Raw genomic sequence first — 19,608 nt, 5'->3', positions numbered from 1 at the left:
TCCGGATCTACCTCACACGATGCTAATCCGCGAATGACGGCGAGGGGCCAACGCACCCGATCCCGCCTGCGACACTTCGCGACACAAAAGCGCTGGACTACCCCTCGACCGCCCGCCATTCCTGCCGACCATGTTACGCGTCCGTTCCTTTCTTGTTGCGCCCGTCTTGCTCGCCGGCTGCTCGGTAGGGCCGGACTATCACCCCCAGGCCGCAGCCGAACTGGGTGTTCCCGACGCCTATTCGGTGACCCCGGTCACCACCCCGGAAGACCTGACGCGCTGGTGGCAGCGGTTCGACGACCCCGTGCTCGGCCAGCTCGTCGAGCAGGCGGCGGCGACCAATCTCGACATCGCGCAGAGCGTCGCGCGGTTGCGGCAGGCGCGCGAAAGCCTGATCCAGAACCGCGCGTCGCTGCTGCCGACGCTCAGCGGGTCGGGCGGGTATCAGCGCAACGAGAATCTGCGCGGCGGCGGGCGGTCGTTCACGCTGCCCGACGGGACCGTCGTCGACACCGGCGGCGGCGGGACGAACAGCTTCACGCTGGGCGGAAGCGCGAGCTACCAGGTCGGGGTGTTCGGCGAGATCCGCCGGACGATCGAGGCGAGCCGCGCGGACTATGCCGCGTCGGGGTTCGAATATGCCACCGTGCTGATCTCGGTCGAGAGCGAGGTCGCGCGCAACTATGTGCTCGCGCGGCTGTACCAGGGGCAGCTCGCCAACGCGCGCGCGTCGCTGACCATCCAGGACGACAATCTCGAGATCGCCGGTTTCCGCGTCCAGGCGGGGCTGGTCTCCAGCCTCGACAGCGAACAGGCGCGGTCGCAGCGCGCGCAGACCGCCGCGACGATCCCCAATCTCGACCAGCAATATGCCGCCGCCGTCGCGCGGATCGGCGTGCTGACGGGGCAGGCGCCGGGCGCGCTGCGGACGCTGATGGCACCCGCAAAGGCTATCCCCGTCGGTCCCGCGGCGGTCGGCGTGGGGATCCCCGGCGACACGCTGCGTCAGCGTCCCGACGTGCGGTCTGCCGAACGCGCGCTCGCCGCGGCGACCGCGCGGATCGGCGTCGCCAAGGCGCAGCTCTATCCCGCGCTCGCGATCACCGGCAACATCAACACCAACGCGACCTCGATCGGCAATATCGGCGATGCGATCACCGGCGGGCTGTTCGCCGGGCTGACGCAGGCGATCTTCAACGGCGGGCGGTTGCGCAGCCAGGTGCGCACGAGCGAGGCAGCGACCGATGGCGCGTTCGCCTTTTACCGCGCGACGATCCTCACCGCGCTCGAGGATGTCGAGAACGCCGTCGTCGCGCTGCAATCGGCACAGGAACGCGAGCGGCAATTTGTGATCGCGCTCGATGCCGCGAACAATTCCGCGATCCTCAGCCGCAGCCAGTACCGCACCGGGCTGACCGATTTCACCACGCTCAACCAGCAGGAAATCGCGCTGCTGTCGGCGCGGAACGGCGCTACCCAGGCGCGGGCCGACGCCGCGACCGCGCTGATCGCGCTGTATGCGGCGCTTGGCGGCGGCTGGGATTCCACGACCATTCCGGAAGCGCCGGTTCGCGCCCCGGCATCTTCAGAGGCACGCTGATGGCCGACGCAACGATCGACGATTTTCTCGGCGTGAAGCCGCAGGCCCCCTGGAAACGCTATATAAAATGGGTCGCGATCGCGATCGGCGTGGTGCTGCTGTGCCTGCTGCTCGCGCGCTGTTTCGGCGCCAAGGAGCAGACGCAATATTCGACCGCGCCCGCGCGTCGCGGCAATCTGACCGTCACCGTCTCGGCGACGGGCAAGCTCGCACCGACCACGCAGGTCACCGTCGGGTCGCAGCTCTCGGGGCTCGTCACGAAGGTCGTGGTCGACGTCAACGACCGCGTCGTCGCGGGCCAGCCGCTCGCGCTGATCGACCCCGAACAGCTCGACGACCAGATCCGCCAGACCAGCGCCCAGCTCGCGGCGAACCAGGCGCAGGTCAATCAGGCGCAGGCGACCGTCGCCGAGTCGCGCGCGCAGCTCAACCGTCTCGAGGAGGTCGCACGGCTGTCGGGCGGTCGCGTCCCGTCGAAGACCGAACTGCAGGCAGGACGCGCCGACTTCCAGCGTGCGCTCGCCGCGCAGAAGGTCGCCGAGGCCAATGTCGTCGCAAGCCGCGCCGCGCTGGCGCAGAACCAGACGCAGCGGGCGCGGGCGATCATCCGCTCGCCGGTGACGGGCGTCGTGCTCGCGCGGCAGATTGATCCGGGCCAGACCGTCGCGTCGTCGTTCAACACGCCGACGCTGTTCGTGATCGCCGAGGACCTGACCAAGATGAAGCTCGAGGTCGCGATCGACGAGGCGGACGTCGGCGAGGTCAAGATCGGCCAGCGCGCGAACTTCACCGTCGATGCGTTCCCCGGCCAGACCTTCCCCGCGACGATCACGCGCGTCGATCTCGGCTCGAACCTGACCGTCAGCGCGGCGACCGCGTCGTCCTCGACGACCGGCACGACCGCGACGACCGGGCAGGTAGTGTCCTATGCCGCCGACCTCACCGTCGCCAACCCGACGCTGACGCTGCGCCCCGGGATGACCGCGACCGCGGACATCGTGACGTCGGACAAGCAGCGCGTGCTGCTCGTCCCGAACGCGGCGCTTCGCTTCAAGCCGACGACGACGACGGGGGATTCGGGCGGCGGGATCGCCGGGTCGCTGACCTTCCGCCCGCGTCGCGGCGGTGGCGCCGAACGGACCGCGACGCTCGGCCGCGGTGCGCAGCAGACGATCTACATCAAGGGTGCGGACGGTACGCCGCAGCCCGTCCAGATCACCACCGGTGACACCAACGGCACGATGACCGAGGTCCTGTCGGGCAATCTCCAGCCCGGCGCGCAGGTCATCACCGGCCAGCTCGCGAGCGGCGACGACGCGACCAAGCGCGGCGGTAGCGGTGGCGGCGGCGGCCGTCGCTCGGGCGGCGCAAGCAAGGGTGGGGGCGGTGGCCAGTAACGCCCCCATCATCGCCGCGGGCCCGGACGGCCCGCCGGCGCTTATCTCGCTGCGCGGAGTCACCAAGACGTACGGGCAGGGCGCGACGATGTTCCAGGCGCTGAAGGGTGTCGACCTCGACATCGCGGCGGGCGATTTCGTCGCGGTGATGGGGCCGTCGGGGTCGGGCAAGTCGACGACGATGAACATCCTCGGCTGCCTCGACGTGCCGAGCGACGGGACCTTCCTGTTCCGCGGGCACCATGTCGAAACGCTCGACCGCGATCAGCGCGCGCTGCTCCGGCGGAAATATCTCGGGTTCGTCTTCCAGGGTTTCAACCTGCTGAGCCGGACGTCGGCGCTCGAGAATGTCGAGCTCCCGCTCCTCTATCGCGGCGACGAGAAGCGCGCCCGGCGTGCGGCGGCGATGGCGAGCCTCGACACGGTCGGTCTCGCCGACTGGTGGGACCACACGCCCGCCGAGCTGTCGGGCGGCCAGCAGCAGCGCGTGGCGATCGCGCGCGCGCTGGTGACCAGCCCCGACGTGCTGCTCGCGGACGAGCCGACCGGCAACCTCGACAGCGAACGCTCGGTCGAGATCATGCAGCTGCTGACGCGGCTCAACGCGGAGCAGGGGATCACCGTGCTGATGGTCACGCACGAACCCGACATGGCCGCGTTCGCGCGCACCGTCGTGCATTTCAGGGACGGCCTAGTGGAACGCATCGAAAGCCAGCACCGCCAGGGCGAGAGGGTGGAATCGTGAGCGTCGAGATCCTTCAAAGCCCCTCCCCTTCAGGGGAGGGGTTGGGGTGGGGAACACCGCTTGCCACCCGCGCAACGCACATGCGTCGAGAACCGACAGAGCCCGAGAAGCGCCTATGGCGCGGTCTGTCCAACAGTCGGCTCGGCGGCTTCAAATTCCGTAGACAAGCCGTGCTCGGCAGCCGGATCGTCGACTTCTTCTGCCCGGCCATCGGGTTGGTCGTCGAAGTCGATGGGCACACCCACGACCCCGAAATCGATCGAAACAGGGACGCCCTGATGCAGGATGCGGGCTTCACGACCATACGGGTCGACAACACGGACGTGATGGAGAATGCCGAGGGCGTTCTGCTCCACGTCCTTGCGGTCGCGCAGTCGTTGCCGGCGCGTGCGCAGTGGCGGCTGCCCCACCCCAACCCCTCCCCTGAAGGGGAGGGGCTTTAAGTCATGTTCGGCACCACGCTCTCGCTCGCGCTGCGGTCGATCCGGCGGCATCTGCTGCGGTCGTTCCTGACCATCCTCGGCATCGTCATCGGCGTCGGCGCGGTCGTCACGATGGTCACGCTCGGCAAGGCGACCACCGCGGCGGTGCAGCAGTCGATCTCCGCGCTCGGCACCAACATCCTCCAGATCCGTCCGGGCCAGGGCTTCGGCCGCGGTGGCGGCGGGCCGCGCCCGCCCGACTTCAAACCCGAGGATGTCGAGGCGATCGCCAACCAGGTCACCGGCGTCACCGCGGTCGCGCCGCAGGCACAGGCGACCGCGACCGCCATCTACGAGGGCGCGAACTGGTCGACGACGATCAACGGCACCACCAGCGCCTATTTCCAGGTCCAGCCCTGGCCGCTCGCGACCGGGCGGATCTTCACCCCGCTCGAGGAGGCATCGGGCAAGGCGGTGTGCATCATCGGCAATACGGTGCGCACCAACCTGTTCCGCGGCGGCGACGCGGTGGGCCTCCGCATGCGGATCGGCGCGATCAGCTGCGACGTGATCGGCGTGCTGTCGACGCGCGGGCAGGCGGGCTTTGGCGGCGATCAGGACGACGTCGTCATCATGCCGCTCAAGGCGGTCCAGCGGCGTTTCACCGGCAACCGCGACATCCGCCTGATGCTGGTGGGCGTCGACCAGAAATTCTCGACCGCGACGGTTCAGGCGTCGATCACCGACCTGCTGCGCGAGCGCCGGACAATCACCGGCGGCAAGGAAGATGATTTCAACATCTTCGACACCAAGCAGATCTCGGACACGCTGACGGGCACGACGACGCTGCTGACCGGGATCGTCGCCGCGGTCGCGGGGATCAGCCTGGTCGTCGGCGGGATCGGGATCATGAACATCATGCTGGTGTCGGTGACCGAGCGGACGCGTGAGATCGGCATCCGCCTCGCGATCGGCGCGGTCGCGCGCGAGGTGCTGTTGCAGTTCCTCGTCGAGGCGATCGTGCTGTCGTGTCTCGGCGGCCTTGTCGGGCTCGTCATCGCGCAGCTCGCGATCGCGGTCATCGCGCCGCTCATCAAGGTGCAGTGGATCTTCGTGCCCGAGATCAACATCTTCGCGTTCGCGATCTCCGCGGTGATCGGCGTCGTGTTCGGCTATTTCCCCGCGCGCCGCGCCGCGGCGATGAACCCTATCGACGCGTTAAGGCACGAGTGATCGCCGCGCGGGGATCGTGGACGAGCGCCTGCAGCCTCTCCAGATCCTCGGGCGTGTCGATGTCGATCAGCTCGGCGGGCGCGGTGACGACGTGGCGCCCCGCCTTGACCAGATCGCGCGCGCCCGCATCGCCGTCGAGAGTCAGCAGGAAATCGTACCGCCCGCGCCCGAACAGCGCAGGCGGGCTCGGCTTCTCGCCATCGCTCGACGCGACCACCGCGTCCGCGCTGTCGGCGGCATCGAGCATGCGGTAGACATGCGCCGCGGTGACGCGCGGCATGTCGGCGAGCGCGATCAGCACCGCCGCGGCGCCGTCGTCCTTCGCACGCTGCACGCCGAGCTTCACCGACTGCGACATGCCCGAGGCCGCGTCGTCATTGTGGACGACCTCGAACCGCTCGCTGATGAAGTCGAGCTTGCACCCGTCGGTGACCGCCAGCCGCCGCTTGAACGGGATATTCTCGAACGCGGTGACGACGTGCAGCCCGAGCGGCTTGTTGAGGAACGGCACTTCGAGCTTGTTCGGAATGCCGAACCGCTCGGACCGCCCGGCGGCGAGCAGGATGAGGACGACGTCTTCAGCCGCGATCATGGAATGCTCCGATCATCGCCGCCGCGATCGACAGCGCGATTTCCGATGGCCCGATCGCGCCGATATCGACTCCGACCGGCGCATCGATCCGGTCGATAGCCTCGGCCGTAACGCCCTCGGATGCAAGCCGCTCGCGCCGCGCCGCATGGCTCTTGCGGCTGCCGAGCGCGCCGACATAGGCGGCGTCGCTGGCAAGCGCGGCGATCAGCGCGGGGTCGTCGATCTTGATGTCGTGGCTCAGCGTGACGACCGCGGTCGACGGACCCGGTCGATACGCCGCGATCGCCTCGTCGGGCCAGCGATCGTCAAGCGTGACGCCCGGAAACCGTTCGTCGGTCAGGAACCGCGCGCGCGGATCGATCACGACGGTGGCGATCCCGAGCTCGCGCGCGAGCCCGACCAGTGCCTGCGCGATCTGCACCGCGCCAACGATCAGCAGGCGGCGCGGCGGATCGTAGCGATTGAGGAAGACCTCGCCCGTCTCGAGCGGGCGCGCGTCGCTGTGCCCGGTCTTGAGGTCGGTGGAGACGGTCAGCGCATCGCCCTGGTCGCGCGCATCGGCGATCCGGTCGAACAGTTCGGGATCGAACCCCTCGGCCGAGACGGGCTGCACCATCACCGCGATCTCGCCGCCGCACGGCAGCCCGACTTCCCAGGCTGCTGCATCCGCGACGCCATAGTTGCGGACCTGGAACGGCGCACCCGCGATCACCTCGGCGGCGGTCGCGAGGATATCGCTCTCGACGCAGCCGCCCGACACCGATCCCTCGAACCGGCCATCGGCGTGGACGAGCATGTGGCTCCCCTTGGGTCGCGGCGCGGATCCCCAAGTCGAGACGACCGTGGCGATCGCCATCTTCTCGCCCTTCCATGCCTTGGCGGCGGCAATCACGCTATCGTTCTCGGCCATGTCTTCTCTCTCTTCTCGTTCCTCCGCATCGGCGTGGGAACAGACCTTATATCGCGGGCAAGCCCTCGAGCAGCTTGTCGAGCGTCACCGGGAAATCGCGCACCCGCACGCCGGTCGCGTTGTAGATCGCGTTCGCCACCGCCGCGCCTGCGCCCGAGATGCCGAGCTCGCCGACCCCCTTGGCGCCGGCCGGATTGGCGGAGTCGTCGATCTCCTCGATGAAATGCACCTCGAGCTGCGGAATGTCGGCGTTCACCGCGACGTGATATTCGCCGAAATCGGGGTTCACGAACGCGCCCGTCCGCGTGTCGACGATCCCCTCTTCGCTGAGCGCATAGGCGATTCCCCACGCCATCCCGCCGGTGATCTGGCTCGTGGCGGTCTTGCGGTTGAGCACGCGCCCGACATCGAACACGCCGAGCATCCGCCGCACGCGCGTCTCGCCCGTCACCGCGTTGACCGCGACCTCGACGAAGTGCGCGCCGTGGCTCGCCTGGCTGGTGCGCTTGCTCTCTTTGCCCGGCCCGGTCTTGCCCATCGCGACGATCGGCTCGCCGCGGACGAGGTCGGCCAGCGCCACCTGCCGCCCGCCCGCGCTCACGCAGCCATCGTGCAGGCTCAGCTCTTCGGGTGCCGCATTCATCCGCAGCGCGAGTTCGCCGAGGATATCCTCGCAGGCGAGCATCACCGCCGACGCAGCACTCCCCGCGCCGAACGACCCGCCGGACCCCGCGCTCGGCGGGAAATCGGTGTCGCCCAGCCGCACAGTCACGTCGGCGACCGGCAGGCCGAGCATCTCGCCCGCGGTCTGCGCGAGGATCGTGTACGTCCCCGTGCCGATATCGGTCATGTCGCATTCGACCGTCGCGCGGCCATCCGCCTCCAGCCGCACCCGCGCCTGCGCCTCGACGGTGAAGTTGCCGCGCAGGCTCGCCGCCATGCCGATTCCGATCAGCCATTCGCCCTCGCGCACCGATCCCGGCGCGGGCAAAGTGGCGGGCCAGCCGAACCGCTTGGCGCCCTGGTCGTAGCAATCGAGCATCCGCCGCGTGGAGAAGGGCTTGCCGCTGACCGGATCGGTCTCAGGCTCGTTGCGGCGGCGCAACTCGATCGGATCGATCCCGAGCTGCTCGGCGAGCTCGTCCATCGCGCATTCGACGCCGAACGTGCCGACCGCCTCGCCCGGCGCACGCACCGCGCCACTCGCGGGCAGGTCGACGCGAACGAGGTCGGTCTTGAACCGCCGCGCTTCGCCCCGGTACAACGGCAGCGTTCCGAACGGCACCGGCTCGAGAAACTCGCCATCGTCGTTCTGCGCGACGACGCTCTCATGCCCCATGCCGAGGATGACGCCGTCCTTGGCCGCGGCGATCCGGATCCGCTGCGTCGTGTGCGAGCGGTGGTGGACCATGTACGCGGTCTGGCGGCGCGGCAGCGCGATCTTGACCGGCCGCCCGACGACCTCCGCCGCGATCGCCGCGAGGATCGCCTCCGCGCCGACGCCCGTCTTCCCGCCGAACCCGCCGCCGACATAGGGCGCGAGCACGCGCACCGAGTCCGCGTCGATCTTGAGCGCCTTGGCGATGGTCTTGCGTGCGCCGCCGATAACCTGGTTGCTCGAGCGCACGGTCAACTTTCCGCTCTCCCACGAGGCGGTCGTCGCATGCGGTTCGAGCGCGGCGGGAAAGTGTACGGGGGTCGTGTAGGTCTGGTCGAACGTCACCGCCGCACCGGCCATCACCGCGTCGAGATCGCCCTTGTCGATCGGTGGAAGGAAGCCGATCTCGGGCTCGGTATCGACCGGCTGTGCCTCGACGTCGAACCGGTCCTCGCCCGCTTCGGTGCGGACCACCACCAGCGCGGCGGCGTCGCGCGCGATCGCCTGGTCCTCCGCGACGACGATCGCGACGGGCTGGCCGAGGTGGAGGATGACGTCGGTATCGCACAGCGGCATCGCGCGCGAGTTGGACTCGCCCGCGGGCATGCGCGGGTCATCGTGAATGACCGCAATCACGCCGGGTAGCGCCTCGGCGGCGCTGACATCGATCCCGAGGATCCGTCCGCTGCCGACGGGCGTACCGACGATCGCGGCATAGGCGATGCCGTCGGGCGTGCCTTCATACGCGTAATCCGCAACGCCGGTGACCTTTGCGGGGCCTTCGATCCGGTCCAGCCCAAGCCCGAGAACGCCCTGTTTCGCACGGCCAAGCCCCGCCGGCCGAAACGCCGCATCCATCACGTGTTCGTTCATTCTGGCATCCTCGGGTGAAGTGCGGAAGATAGGGGCGGGCGGTACGTTTGACGAGGGGCGTTGCCGATCTCCCAGTACCACCCCGGCGAAGGCCGGGGCCCAATTGGAGGACGGCAATAACGACGCTCGTCACGTCGTTATCGAGGCCTTTCCAATTGGGCCCCGGCCTCCGCCGGGGAAGTATTTTCTGATCGGGGTAGCCGCTACCTGAAGACAGCCGATCCTCAGACCGCCGGCAACTGATCCAGCAGCTTGTCGAGCGTGATCGGGAACTCGCGCACCCGGATCCCCGTCGCATTATACACCGCGTTCGCCACCGCGGCGCCCGCGCCCGAGATCCCCAGCTCGCCGATACCCTTCGCGTGGATGGGGTTCGCATGGATGTCGCGCTCGTCGACGAAGTGGACGTCCATCTGCGGCACGTCCGCATTGGCCGGCACGTGATATTCGCCGAGATCGTGGTTCACCAGCTTGCCAGTGCGCGTGTCGTGGATCAGATCCTCGGTCAGCGCGGTGCCGATGCCGAAGGTCATCCCGCCGAGGCACTGCGACCGCGCGGTCTTCGCGTTGAGCACACGCCCCGCCGCGAACGACCCGAGCATCCGCCGCACGCGTGTCTCACCGGTGATGACGTTGACCGCGACCTCGGCGAAATGCGCACCGAAGCCTGCCTGCGAAGTTTCCTTCTCCTGCTTGCCCGGCTTGATATGCCCGGTCGCCTCGAGACCCTTGCCGACCAGCTCGCCGATCGGGGTCGAGCGGTTGTCGCCGATCGCGTTCCCGTCCTTCAGCGTCAGGCCGTCCTCGTCGACGCCCATCGCCTTGGCGATCTTGCCGCGCAGCATCTCGCAGGCGAGATACACCGCGGTCCCCGACGAGGCCGCACCCCAGGATCCGCCCGAACCCGCCGCGGGGGGATCGTTGGTATCGCCGAGCGACATGGTGATATTGGCGACCGGGATGCCGAGGATCTCAGATGCGATCTGCGCGAGGATCGTGTAGCTGCCCGTGCCGATATCGGTCATCGCTGAGGACACGGTCGCGGTGCCGTCGGGATGGATCTCGACCTTGGCGGACGATTCCATCATCATGTTGCCGCGCACTGCCGAGGCAACGCCCATGCCGATCAGCCACTCGCCCTCGCGGCGCGTGCCGGCCTTCTGCCGCTTGTCCCAGCCGAACCGGGCTGCACCCTCGTCGAGCGCGCGCGTCAGGTTGCGCGACGAATAAGGGACGTCCTTCTCCGGATCGATCCGCGGATCGTTGCGCTTGCGCAGCTCGATCGGATCCATGTCGAGCTTTTCGGCCAACTCGTCCATCGCACCCTCGAGCGCGAGCATCCCGACCGCTTCGCCCGGCGCGCGCATCGAGCCCGACAGGACGAGGTTCACGTCGACCAGCTCATGCGTGATCAGCCGGTTCTCGCCGCCATAGAGCAGGTGCGTGCCGATGCCCGCGGGCTCGAAATAATCCTCGGTCGACTGGTTCGACGCGAGCGTCTCGTGCCCGATCGCGGTCAGCTTGCCCGCGGCGTTCGCCGCGAGCCGGACGCGCTGCTCGGTGTTCGAGCGACGTACGGTCGCCTCGAAGACCTGCGGGCGCGACATCACCGCCTTGACCGGACGGCCGAGCTGCTTGGCGGCGATCGCCGCGGCGACGCTCTCGGGCGCGATGCCGAGCTTCGATCCGAACCCGCCGCCGATATAGCGCGCGACGATCCGGACCTTCTTCGCCGACAGGCCGAGCGACTTGGCCAGCTGCTGCGCGTCCGAGGTCGGCATCTGGTACGCGCCGTACAGCGTCAGCGAGCCGTCCTCTTCCCACACCGCGGTCGAGGCATGCGGCTCCATCGCCGCCGAATTCTGGCTTGGCGTGACATAGGTCGAATCGACCGTCACCGCCGCATCGGCCATCGCCGTGTCGACATCGCCCTGCTTGAAATGCGCCGGCGCGGCATCGTCGGGGGGCGTGCGCGTCTCGTCGCGGTGCGCGGCGAAGTCATACTGGCCTTCCGCCTCGTCATAGACGATCGGCAGGCGGGCCGCCGCATCGCGCGCGACCTCGAAGCTCTCGGCGAGCACGATCGCCACGATCTGGCCGAAGAACGCGATGTCCTTGACGCCCTGCGTCGGTGCGTCGGTCGCGCCGCCCTGTGCGGACACGCGGATGAACTGGTCGAAGTCGGTGACGACGTCGAGCACGCCGGGGATGCTCTTCACGGCATCGACGTCGATCGACACGACCTTGCCCGCGGAGATCTTCGTGCCGACGAGCACGCCGTACGCCATGTCGTCGAACTGATATTCCGCCGCATAGGTCGCGGTGCCGCTGACCTTCAGCGGACCGTCGATCCGGTCGAGCGGCTTGCCGATGACGCCCTGCACGCCGCTGTCCAGAAGACTGTCCGGATGCGGCTTGTCCATCGTCAGGCTGTTGGTGGTTCCAAATCCGAACATGTTTATGCTCCCGTTACGGTGCGCAGCGTCGCGATAAGCGTGCGACGCGCGAGGGGGATCTTGAAGTCGTTCGAGCCATAGCCCTTGGCATCGGCGAGCAATGCGGTCGCCGCGGCCTCGAAGGCCTCGTCCGACGGCGCCTTGCCGACCAGCGCGGCCTCGACCGCCGGATTGCGCCACGGCATGGGCCCGAGCCCGCCGAACGCGAGCGAAGCCGACGCGATCACGCCGTCCTGCACGTCGACCACGGCCGCGACCGAGACGAGGGCAAAGGCGTAGGACGCACGGTCGCGCACTTTGCGATAGGCCTGCTTGCCCTTGGGCGGCGCGGGCAGCTCGATATGCGTGATCAGCTCACCCGTCTCGAGCACGGTCTCGATCTCGGGCGTCGACCCCGGCAGGCGGTAGAACTCGTGGACCGAGATGCGCCGGCGATCGCCGTCCGCCTTCAAGGTCACGATCGTCGCGTCGAGCGCGCGCATCGCGACCGCCATGTCGCTCGGATGCGTCGCGATGCACTGCTCGCTGGTGCCGAGCACCGCGAGGATGCGGTTGAAGCCGCCGATCGCCGAACAGCCGCTGCCGGGCTCGCGCTTGTTGCACGCCGCCGCGGTGTCGTAGAAATAATAGCAGCGCGTCCGCTGGAGCATGTTGCCCCCGGTCGACGCCTTGTTGCGCAGCTGGCCCGATGCGCCGGCGAGCAGGGCGCGGCTCAGCACCTCGTACTTCGCGACGACGCGGCGGTCGGCGGCGAGGTCGCTGTTCGGCACCAGCGCACCGATCGTCAGCCCGCCATCCTCGCGCTCCTCGATCTTCGCCAGATCGAGGCGGCTGATGTCGACGAGCGTATCGGGCGTCTCGACCTGCAGCTTCATCAGGTCGAGCAGGTTGGTCCCGCCTGCAATGAACCGCGCGCCGGTCGTACCAGCATTGTTGACCGCGGCCTCGGGGGTCGCGGGTTTTTCGTAAGCGAAGGTCTTCATGCCACTAGCTCCCCACGCGCGTCGGCGTCCATCGCGGCGTCCTTCTCGTCCGCGGACCGGCCCTTGGGCGCGGTGTCGCCGACTTCGCGGATCGCATCGACGATGTTCGGATAGGCGGCGCAACGGCACAGATTGCCGCTCATCCGCTCCGAAATCTCGGCATCATCGAACTTCGGATCGGTCAGGTCGCCCGACGCATGGCTGGCCCAGCCCTTCTTGACCTCGTCGAGCATGCCGACCGCCGAGCAGATCTGGCCCGGCGTGCAATAGCCGCACTGATAGCCGTCATGCCGGACGAACGCGTCCTGCAGCGCATGGAGGTTGCCCGGCTGGCCGAGCCCCTCGATCGTCGTGATCTCGTCATCCTGGTGCATGACCGCGAGCGTCAGGCAGGAATTGACCCGGCGGCCGTTGATCAGGACGGTGCATGCGCCGCACTGGCCGTGGTCGCAGCCCTTTTTCGAGCCGGTGAGGCCGAGATGCTCGCGGCACAGGTCGAGCACCGAGGTACGAATATCGGGCTCGGCGTCATATGATTGACCATTGATCGTGAAATGCATGGGGTCGCCCCTTCTGGATCCGGGAAATATGAGGACTGAACGCCGATGCGCCGAATGGTTTCCTATTGCGATTGGCTCTCACGGATCGCGGCGCTGGTGCTTGGCATCGCGGGCGGGCAATCTGTTGCGATGACACCGAAAAACCCAGATCCTGCGCCCATCGTGATCGCCCATCGCGGCGCGAGCGGGCTGCGTCCCGAACATACGCTCGCCGCCTACGACCTCGCGATCGCGCAGGGCGCCGATTTCATCGAGCCCGACCTCGTCCCGACGAAGGACGACGTGCTCGTCGCGCGGCACGAGAACGCGATCGCCGACACGACCAACGTCGCCGACCATCCCGAATTCGCCGCGCGCAAGACCAGCAAGACGATCGACGGACAGACGATGACCGGCTGGTTCGTCGAGGACTTCACGCTTGCCGAGCTGAAGACGCTGCGCGCGAAGGAACGGCTGCCAAAGCTGCGCCCGGCGAACACCGCCTTTGACGGCCGGTTCGAGATCCCGACGCTCGCCGAGATCATCGCGCTCGCCAAGCGGCGCTCGGCCGAGACGGGGCGGACGATCGGCATCTATCCCGAGACCAAGCACCCGACCTATTTCGCGCGCATCGGCCATCCGACCGACGTCAAGCTGGTCGCCGAACTGCGCGAGGCGGGGTGGGATTCGGCGACCGCGCCGGTCTTCATCCAGTCGTTCGAGGTGAAGAACCTCCAGCGGCTCCACACGATCACGCGGATCCGGCTGATCCAGCTGATCGACGGCGAGGGCGGCCCCGCCGATGGCGCGCAGCCGAGCTATGCGGCGATGATCACGCCCGCGGGGCTGAAGGCGGTCGCGGCCTATGCGTACGGCATCGGCCCGAACAAGGCGATGTTGTGGGCGGGCACGACGCCGTCGCCGCTCGTCGCGAACGCGCATGCGGCGGGGCTGCGCGTCCACCCCTGGACCTATCGTGCGGAGAACATGTTCGAACCCGACCGCTTTCGCCGCGGTGCCGATCCCGCCGCGCATGGCGACATCGCCGCGGAGATCGACGCCGGGCTGGCACAAGGTATCGACGGATTCTTCACCGATTTTCCGCTATACGGTGCGCAGGCGCGCGACCGGCTGCGCGCAGGAGTGAAGTAGATGCGTAAGGTTCTTCCCGTTCTGGCGATCCTGCCCCTGATGACGGGGGGCTGCATCAGCACCGCGACGTCGATCGTGAAGGCGCCGTTCCAAGTCGCGGGCAAGGCGGTCGACTGGACGACGACCAGCCAGGAGGAATCGGACCGCAACTATGGCCGCAAGATGCGCAAGCAGGAGGCCGAGGAAGGCAAGCAGCGCAAGGAACTCGCCAAACGCTGCAAGAAGGACCCGCGGCGCGGCGAATGCGGCCAGTACCAAGGCTACCGCGCAGGTTATTGAGGCGACCGCACGCCGGTCCGTCTTTCCCCCCCTCTCGTCATCCTGACGAAAGTCAGGACCCAGAGCCCCGCGCCTGCGGCCCTGGATCCTGGGTCAAGCCCAGGATGACGGGGGAGGGGCCGGCGGTCCGCCCACCCGCGCAGTTTCGATGTCCCGGTCCCCGGCGAGGGCCAAGGGGCTAAAAGCAGTCTGCGCCGAAGACCCTGTTCTCCCGCGAAGGCGGGAGCCCAGTCTGGGTCCCCGCCTTCGCGGGGACACAAGGGGGGCAGCGATTCAAAACCACCACATCACCGTCGCCGGAAACGGCGTCCACCACCCGACCCGCACCCCCGCGAACCGCAGCGCGTCCCCCGTCCATGCGTTGCACGTCGCCACCGCGCTGTAATGCCCCCGCGCGTCGTAGAACGCGTCATAGGCGTCATACCCCGGATAGGACCGCCCCCCCGGCCGGATCGTCGCCGCGATGAACCCCGCAAGCCGCCGATACTCGACTTCGCTCAGCATCACCGCGCGCACATCGCCACCGGGCGTCGGCGCGGCGAGATGCTCGACGTGGAGCAGGACGTCGTCGCTGCCGACCGCCGAGCCGACGATCGTCCGCAGCTTCACGTCCGCCCAGGTCGGTGTCTCGAGAAAGAATGCTTTCTCCCCCCAGCCGATCGCGAGATGGTCCTGCGCGGCATAACGCGGGTCGCGCAGGTCACCGGGGCGGGCGAAGGCGCGCCAGTCGATCCCGGCCGCGACCTTCGGCACGATGATCCCGGTGTGCACGCCGTTGCTCTCGACGAAGATCCGCACGCCGCGCGGGGGCGCGAGCCAGCCGCGATTGGCCGGGATCATCCCGCCGGCCAGCCCTGTCCCGATATAGATCATCACCAGTGCCAGCAGCACCGCACCGACGCGGACACTCCAGCGCGCGGCCCGCGTTTCCGTCTTCATTCCATCATGCTAGACGATGCGCATGCTAGAAGAAACGCACGTGCTGAGCACGCCGCCGGAAGGCGCTCCCGACTGGACCATCCCGCAGAACTGGGATGCCTATACGGCCGAGGACCATGCGACGTGGGACACGCTGTTCGCGCGCCAGTCGAAACTGCTCCCCGGCCGCGCGTCGAACGCGTGGCTGCGCGGGCTCGACGTGCTCAAACTCTCGAAGCCCGGCATCCCTGATTTCGAGGAGCTGTCCGAACGGCTGATGAAGCTTACGGGCTGGTCGGTCGTCGCGGTGCCCGGGCTCGTCCCCGACGACGTGTTCTTCGATCACATGGCGAATCGCCGCTTCGTCGCGGGCAATTTCATCCGCCGTCCCGACCAGCTCGACTATCTTCAGGAGCCCGACGTCTTCCACGACGTGTTCGGGCATGTGCCGATGCTCGCCGACCCGGTCTTCGCGGACTATCTCGCGGCCTATGGTCGCGGCGGACAGCGCGCGTTGGGGCTCGACGCGCTTAAATATCTCGGCCGGCTCTACTGGTACACGGTCGAATTCGGGCTGATCGCCGAGCCCGAGGGGCTCAGGATCTACGGATCGGGGATCGTCTCGAGTTTCGCCGAGACGCGGTTCGCGCTCGACGATCCCAGCCCCAACCGCATCGCGCTCGACCTCGCGCGCGTCATGCGCACCGAATACCGGATCGACGATTTCCAGCAGAACTATTTCGTCATCCCGAGCTTCGACGAACTGCTCCGGCTGACCGTCGAGACCGATTTCGCGCCGCTGTACGAGGAACTGAAGGCGCTGCCCGACATCCCCGTCGCGCAGATCGAACCCGATGACGTCGTGCTGACGAAGGGCACGCAGGATTATGCAAAGGCCAAGCTCATGAACCAGTAGCGCCTCCACCCCGGCGAAAACCGGGGTGGCGTTGGGTACGAGGTGAGGGCAGCCCCCTCTTGTTCCCCCGCGAAGGCGGGGGCCCAGACTGGACCCCCGCCTCCGCGGGGGAGCACTCTTCTGCCGGGCGTGCTAGATCAGATATCGAGCGCCCAGCCGTCGCGCCCCTTGGGGTCGAACGGCCCGTCCGCCACGAACCGCACCGCACCGGCCTGCAACCGGAGCACGCTCCAGTCGCCGCGCCGGTCGACCGCCGCCAGCGAACATCCGCACGCTTCATACGCCGCGACCACACCCGCGCGCTGAGTCTCGAGCAGGCCCGCGAGCACGATCGTCGCCCCCGTATCCGCGATCGACGCGATCTCGGGCGCCATCGACACCAACGGCCCCGCCAGAATGTTCGCGATCACCAGGTCATAGGGCGCGCGCGCGACGATCGCGTCGTCGAGCGTCCCGTCGGCCACCACGAGATCGATCCCCGCCACGCCGTTCCGCGCGGCATTCTCGCGCGTCACCTCGATCGAGACCGGATCGATGTCCGTCCCCATCACTGCGGCGTGGGGCCACAGATGCGCGGCGGCGAACGCGAGCAGGCCCGTGCCCGTGCCGATATCGATGACATTGGCAAACGTTTCGCCGTCCAGCCCGTCGAGCATCGCGAGGCATCCGCTGGTCGTCTCGTGATGCCCCGTCCCGAACGCGCGGCTCGCCTCGATCAGGAACGCGCGCTTGTCCGCGGACACCGCGTCGGCATGCGCGCCCGTGTGGACGAAGAACCGCCCGACCGAGAGCGGCTCGAGCCCCGCCTGGCTCATCGTCACCCAGTCCGCATCGCCGAGCCGCTCGACCGCGATTCTGGCCCCCGCCGCGCTCGGCACCAGCGCGCGCACCGCGGCGACCGTGTCGGCATCCGGCTCGACCTCAAAATACGCATCGAGCCGCCACGATTCGACGTCGTCCTCAATCTCCTCGGTGGTCATCAGCACAGCATCGCCCGGGATCGCGTCCCCCAGGTCGTCGCTCGCGTCGATCGCCTCGGCCTCCGCGCGCGTGCAGGGGAGGGTAAGCTTCCAGCTGTCAGCGGACATGGCTCGCTCCGTTCACGTCGATCACCGCGCCCGTCATCGATGCGGGCGCCTCGAGTGCGCAATAGCGCGCGACCGAGGCGACTTCCGCCGGGTCCGCGACCTTGCCGAGCGGAATGTCGGCGAGCAGCGCGTCGCCGCCGCGGCTCGACAGATAGTCCTCCGCCATCCCGGTCATCGTGAACCCGGGGCAGATCGCAAAGGCGAGGATCCCCTCGTGGGCGTAACCGCGTGCGATCGTCTTGGTCATCGCGACCATCCCCGCCTTCGACGCGGCATAATGCCAGTGCGCGGGCGAATCGCCGCGATAGGCGGCGCGGCTGGCGATGTTGACGATCCGGCCCGCAAACCCGCGCGCCTGCCAGTGCAGCACCGCGAGCCGGCACAGCTCGGCCGACGCGGTCAGGTTGATCCGCATCGTCCGCTCCCACTGAGCGGTCCAGTCCGCGTCCTCGAGCGGGTTCGCCTCGAACACGCCCGCATTGTTGATCAGCACGTCGATCGCGCCACCCGCCTGTTCGAGCGCGGCGTTCCACAGCGCGGTCGGCCCCGCGGGGTCGGCGAAGTCGGCAGGAAGCCCGTGCGCGCTGCCCCCGTTGGTGCTCTTGTGGCCGATGACAGTGGCGCCCGCGTCGGTCAGCGCCTGGTGGATGGCCGCGCCGATGCCCCGGCTCGACCCTGTGAGTAAGATGGTCATGCGCGCGGCCTTAGCGCGGGCGGTGGCGTCGCGTCACCTCCCTGCGGTGGCCGCGGATCAGGCGACGCTCGTCGAAAATCCGTCCGCGGCGGCGCGCAGGACGCTCAGCTTGTCGTCGACCTCGCCGAATTCCTGCCCGAGCAGCGTGATCTCGGCGGCGACCGCCTGCGTGTCGCGGCGGATCGAATCGATCGTCGCCGACATCGAATCCGCGGCGAGCGCGGTCTCGTCGACCGCCGCGGTGATCGCCGAGACGATTCCCGCCTGGGTCTGCATCGCGCTGCGGATGCGGTAAGCGCTGTCCTGGACCTCGCCGACGGTCAGCTTGATCCCCGCGGTGGTCGCGACCGTGCCGCGCGTCGCCGACTGGATCGCGGCGATCTTTGTGGCGATGTCGTCGGTCGCGCGCGCGGTCTGGTTGGCGAGGCTCTTGACCTCCTGCGCGACGACCGCGAACCCGCGCCCGGCATCGCCGGCGCGCGCCGCCTCGATCGTCGCGTTGAGCGCGAGCAGGTTGGTCTGGCCCGCGATCGACCGGATCAACCCCAGGATCGACTCGATCGCCTCGGCATGGTCGCTAAGCGCCTCGGACATGCCGACCGCGTCGCTCGCCTGCGCGGAGGCGCGGCTCGCGATGTCCGCGGCACCCTCGACTTCGGTGCGCGCATCCTCGATCGCGCGGATCAGCCCGGCGGCGGTCTGCGCGGCCTGCCGCATCGCCACCGCCGACTGCTCCGCCGCGGCGGCGACCTCGTTCGCCTTGTGCAGCACGCCGTGGGTTGAGGCGGAGGCGTCGGTCGCCTGCACGCGGATCCGCGCGCCCAGCAGCGCGGTGTCCTCGATCGACGCCGCGATCCGCTCGCGGAACGCCGCCGCGTGCAACCGGCGTTCGGCGCGCGCCGCCGCCGCGTCGCTGGTGCCCAGATACGACGCCATGATGTCCGCCTCGATCAGCGCGAGCCGCTGCACGACGTCGCCGAGCGACCGCATCGACGCGAGATCGCCATCGACGCGTTCGGCGATCAGCCCGAGCGTCACGCTGTGCGCGAACGCCAGCGACGACAGCAGCGCGGGCAGGGGGATGCCTGACTTGCGCGATCCCACCGCGTGGTCGATCGCCATCGTCTTCCACGCCTCGTCATAGGGCGAGAGGTATTTCAGCCGGACATATTCCGCGCTCGAGACGATGCTGCGCTCGAGCCGTGCCGGGGTGAACCGCGCCACGACGTGACGCGCGGCGTCGAGCGACAGATAATGCCGCCAGAACGTCTCCGCGATCCGGCGCCGGTCGTCGGCATCGAGCAGCGCGGTCAGCACCGCGCAGCCCGGCTCGACCATGCCGTCCCAGTCATAATCGCGCACGCGTTCGCGCAGCGGACGATGATCGCCGCTCCAGTCGCGCACGCCCTGTGCGTCCTCGGCTCCGGTCCCGG

The 19,608-nt window shown here is 68.6% G+C and carries 18 protein-coding genes; 8 read left to right on the top strand and 10 right to left on the bottom strand.

Annotation, left to right across the window (positions count from 1 at the left end):
- Nucleotides 1-130 precede the first annotated feature (130 nt).
- The 5 genes from ASE72_RS03545 (at nucleotide 131) to ASE72_RS03525 (ending at nucleotide 5,397) form a co-directional block, all read left to right on the top strand.
- On the top strand, nucleotides 131-1,600 hold the full coding sequence (locus ASE72_RS03545) for an efflux transporter outer membrane subunit (RefSeq protein WP_056016731.1): 1,470 nt from the start codon (nucleotides 131-133) through the stop codon (nucleotides 1,598-1,600).
- On the top strand, nucleotides 1,600-2,997 hold the full coding sequence (locus ASE72_RS03540) for an efflux RND transporter periplasmic adaptor subunit (RefSeq protein WP_056016728.1): 1,398 nt from the start codon (nucleotides 1,600-1,602) through the stop codon (nucleotides 2,995-2,997). The genes ASE72_RS03545 and ASE72_RS03540 overlap by 1 nt, the downstream gene beginning before the upstream one ends.
- An 88-nt stretch (nucleotides 2,998-3,085) precedes the next feature.
- Nucleotides 3,086-3,742 (top strand): ABC transporter ATP-binding protein, encoded by a 657-nt coding sequence (locus ASE72_RS03535; protein WP_156350207.1) that lies wholly within the window; start codon nucleotides 3,086-3,088, stop codon nucleotides 3,740-3,742.
- On the top strand, nucleotides 3,739-4,185 hold the full coding sequence (locus ASE72_RS03530) for an endonuclease domain-containing protein (RefSeq protein WP_235532207.1): 447 nt from the start codon (nucleotides 3,739-3,741) through the stop codon (nucleotides 4,183-4,185). Before ASE72_RS03535 ends, ASE72_RS03530 begins: the two co-directional genes overlap by 4 nt.
- A gap of 3 nt (nucleotides 4,186-4,188) precedes the next feature.
- Complete coding sequence (locus ASE72_RS03525) at nucleotides 4,189-5,397, top strand: ABC transporter permease (protein WP_056016722.1); 1,209 nt, start codon at nucleotides 4,189-4,191, stop codon at nucleotides 5,395-5,397.
- On the opposite strand, the gene ASE72_RS03520 is transcribed toward ASE72_RS03525, so the two are convergent.
- The 6 genes from ASE72_RS03520 to ASE72_RS03495 all read right to left on the bottom strand — a co-directional run bounded on the left by ASE72_RS03520 (nucleotide 5,372) and on the right by ASE72_RS03495 (nucleotide 13,149).
- Nucleotides 5,372-5,989 carry a nucleotidyltransferase family protein gene (locus ASE72_RS03520; RefSeq protein WP_056016720.1) on the bottom strand — a complete coding sequence of 206 codons (618 nt, stop codon included), beginning with the start codon at nucleotides 5,987-5,989 and terminating at the stop codon, nucleotides 5,372-5,374. The genes ASE72_RS03525 and ASE72_RS03520 overlap by 26 nt on opposite strands.
- Entirely contained in the window at nucleotides 5,976-6,899 is a 924-nt protein-coding gene (locus ASE72_RS03515) for an XdhC family protein (protein WP_056016717.1), read from the bottom strand. The genes ASE72_RS03520 and ASE72_RS03515 overlap by 14 nt, the downstream gene beginning before the upstream one ends.
- Before the next feature lie 46 nt (nucleotides 6,900-6,945).
- Complete coding sequence (locus tag ASE72_RS03510) at nucleotides 6,946-9,150, bottom strand: xanthine dehydrogenase family protein molybdopterin-binding subunit (protein WP_056016714.1); 2,205 nt, start codon at nucleotides 9,148-9,150, stop codon at nucleotides 6,946-6,948.
- A 224-nt stretch (nucleotides 9,151-9,374) separates the two neighbouring features.
- Entirely contained in the window at nucleotides 9,375-11,606 is a 2,232-nt protein-coding gene (locus ASE72_RS03505) for a xanthine dehydrogenase family protein molybdopterin-binding subunit (protein WP_056016711.1), read from the bottom strand.
- A 2-nt stretch (nucleotides 11,607-11,608) separates the two neighbouring features.
- Nucleotides 11,609-12,589 carry an FAD binding domain-containing protein gene (locus tag ASE72_RS03500; protein WP_056016708.1) on the bottom strand — a complete coding sequence of 327 codons (981 nt, stop codon included), beginning with the start codon at nucleotides 12,587-12,589 and terminating at the stop codon, nucleotides 11,609-11,611.
- A complete protein-coding gene (locus tag ASE72_RS03495) occupies nucleotides 12,586-13,149 on the bottom strand; it encodes a 2Fe-2S iron-sulfur cluster-binding protein (protein WP_081877755.1) in 564 nt (187 codons plus the stop codon). Before ASE72_RS03495 ends, ASE72_RS03500 begins: the two co-directional genes overlap by 4 nt.
- A 129-nt stretch (nucleotides 13,150-13,278) precedes the next feature.
- On the opposite strand from ASE72_RS03495, the gene ASE72_RS03490 reads away from it, so the two are divergent.
- Nucleotides 13,279-14,280 carry a glycerophosphodiester phosphodiesterase gene (locus ASE72_RS03490; protein ID WP_056018847.1) on the top strand — a complete coding sequence of 334 codons (1,002 nt, stop codon included), beginning with the start codon at nucleotides 13,279-13,281 and terminating at the stop codon, nucleotides 14,278-14,280.
- Nucleotides 14,281-14,559 carry a hypothetical protein gene (locus ASE72_RS03485; RefSeq protein ID WP_056016705.1) on the top strand — a complete coding sequence of 93 codons (279 nt, stop codon included), beginning with the start codon at nucleotides 14,281-14,283 and terminating at the stop codon, nucleotides 14,557-14,559.
- A gap of 273 nt (nucleotides 14,560-14,832) precedes the next feature.
- Here ASE72_RS03485 and ASE72_RS03480 read toward each other — a convergent pair whose 3' ends face one another.
- Nucleotides 14,833-15,498, bottom strand: coding sequence for a TIGR02117 family protein (locus ASE72_RS03480; protein WP_056016702.1), 666 nt, complete (start codon nucleotides 15,496-15,498; stop codon nucleotides 14,833-14,835).
- Nucleotides 15,499-15,520: 22 nt separating this feature from the next.
- Between ASE72_RS03480 and phhA the strand changes: the two genes are divergently transcribed.
- Entirely contained in the window at nucleotides 15,521-16,393 is an 873-nt protein-coding gene (gene phhA / locus ASE72_RS03475) for a phenylalanine 4-monooxygenase (RefSeq protein WP_056018844.1), read from the top strand.
- Between the two features lie 137 nt (nucleotides 16,394-16,530).
- Here phhA and ASE72_RS03470 read toward each other — a convergent pair whose 3' ends face one another.
- The 3 genes from ASE72_RS03470 to ASE72_RS03460 are packed head-to-tail and all read right to left on the bottom strand — an operon-like array spanning nucleotide 16,531 to nucleotide 19,513.
- Entirely contained in the window at nucleotides 16,531-17,481 is a 951-nt protein-coding gene (locus ASE72_RS03470; protein ID WP_056016698.1) for a 50S ribosomal protein L11 methyltransferase, read from the bottom strand.
- Complete coding sequence (locus ASE72_RS03465) at nucleotides 17,471-18,175, bottom strand: SDR family NAD(P)-dependent oxidoreductase (protein WP_056016695.1); 705 nt, start codon at nucleotides 18,173-18,175, stop codon at nucleotides 17,471-17,473. The genes ASE72_RS03470 and ASE72_RS03465 overlap by 11 nt, the downstream gene beginning before the upstream one ends.
- 57 nt (nucleotides 18,176-18,232) lie before the next feature.
- Nucleotides 18,233-19,513 (bottom strand): methyl-accepting chemotaxis protein, encoded by a 1,281-nt coding sequence (locus tag ASE72_RS03460; protein WP_200916188.1) that lies wholly within the window; start codon nucleotides 19,511-19,513, stop codon nucleotides 18,233-18,235.
- Between the last annotated feature and the right edge of the window lie 95 nt (nucleotides 19,514-19,608).

The organism is Sphingomonas sp. Leaf20, from assembly GCF_001421535.1.
Classification (GTDB): domain Bacteria; phylum Pseudomonadota; class Alphaproteobacteria; order Sphingomonadales; family Sphingomonadaceae; genus Sphingomonas.
Note: the sequence above shows the minus strand (reverse complement) of the source record. Positions and strands in the feature narration are given on the sequence as shown.

What these genes read in the sequence shown, in the direction of transcription:
- ASE72_RS03545 (WP_056016731.1), top strand. Translation starts at nt 131, where the DNA reads ATGTTACGCGTCCGTTCCTTTCTTGTTGCGCCCGTCTTGCTCGCCGGC.
- ASE72_RS03540 (WP_056016728.1), top strand. Translation starts at nt 1,600, where the DNA reads ATGGCCGACGCAACGATCGACGATTTTCTCGGCGTGAAGCCGCAGGCC.
- ASE72_RS03535 (WP_156350207.1), top strand. Translation starts at nt 3,086, where the DNA reads ATGTTCCAGGCGCTGAAGGGTGTCGACCTCGACATCGCGGCGGGCGAT.
- ASE72_RS03525 (WP_056016722.1), top strand. Translation starts at nt 4,189, where the DNA reads ATGTTCGGCACCACGCTCTCGCTCGCGCTGCGGTCGATCCGGCGGCAT.
- ASE72_RS03520 (WP_056016720.1), bottom strand. Translation starts at nt 5,989, where the DNA reads ATGATCGCGGCTGAAGACGTCGTCCTCATCCTGCTCGCCGCCGGGCGG.
- ASE72_RS03515 (WP_056016717.1), bottom strand. Translation starts at nt 6,899, where the DNA reads ATGGCCGAGAACGATAGCGTGATTGCCGCCGCCAAGGCATGGAAGGGC.
- ASE72_RS03510 (WP_056016714.1), bottom strand. Translation starts at nt 9,150, where the DNA reads ATGAACGAACACGTGATGGATGCGGCGTTTCGGCCGGCGGGGCTTGGC.
- ASE72_RS03505 (WP_056016711.1), bottom strand. Translation starts at nt 11,606, where the DNA reads ATGTTCGGATTTGGAACCACCAACAGCCTGACGATGGACAAGCCGCAT.
- ASE72_RS03500 (WP_056016708.1), bottom strand. Translation starts at nt 12,589, where the DNA reads ATGAAGACCTTCGCTTACGAAAAACCCGCGACCCCCGAGGCCGCGGTC.
- ASE72_RS03495 (WP_081877755.1), bottom strand. Translation starts at nt 13,149, where the DNA reads ATGCATTTCACGATCAATGGTCAATCATATGACGCCGAGCCCGATATT.
- ASE72_RS03490 (WP_056018847.1), top strand. Translation starts at nt 13,279, where the DNA reads ATGACACCGAAAAACCCAGATCCTGCGCCCATCGTGATCGCCCATCGC.
- ASE72_RS03485 (WP_056016705.1), top strand. Translation starts at nt 14,281, where the DNA reads ATGCGTAAGGTTCTTCCCGTTCTGGCGATCCTGCCCCTGATGACGGGG.
- ASE72_RS03480 (WP_056016702.1), bottom strand. Translation starts at nt 15,498, where the DNA reads ATGAAGACGGAAACGCGGGCCGCGCGCTGGAGTGTCCGCGTCGGTGCG.
- phhA (WP_056018844.1), top strand. Translation starts at nt 15,521, where the DNA reads ATGCTAGAAGAAACGCACGTGCTGAGCACGCCGCCGGAAGGCGCTCCC.
- ASE72_RS03470 (WP_056016698.1), bottom strand. Translation starts at nt 17,481, where the DNA reads ATGTCCGCTGACAGCTGGAAGCTTACCCTCCCCTGCACGCGCGCGGAG.
- ASE72_RS03465 (WP_056016695.1), bottom strand. Translation starts at nt 18,175, where the DNA reads ATGACCATCTTACTCACAGGGTCGAGCCGGGGCATCGGCGCGGCCATC.
- ASE72_RS03460 (WP_200916188.1), bottom strand. Translation starts at nt 19,513, where the DNA reads ATGGTCGAGCCGGGCTGCGCGGTGCTGACCGCGCTGCTCGATGCCGAC.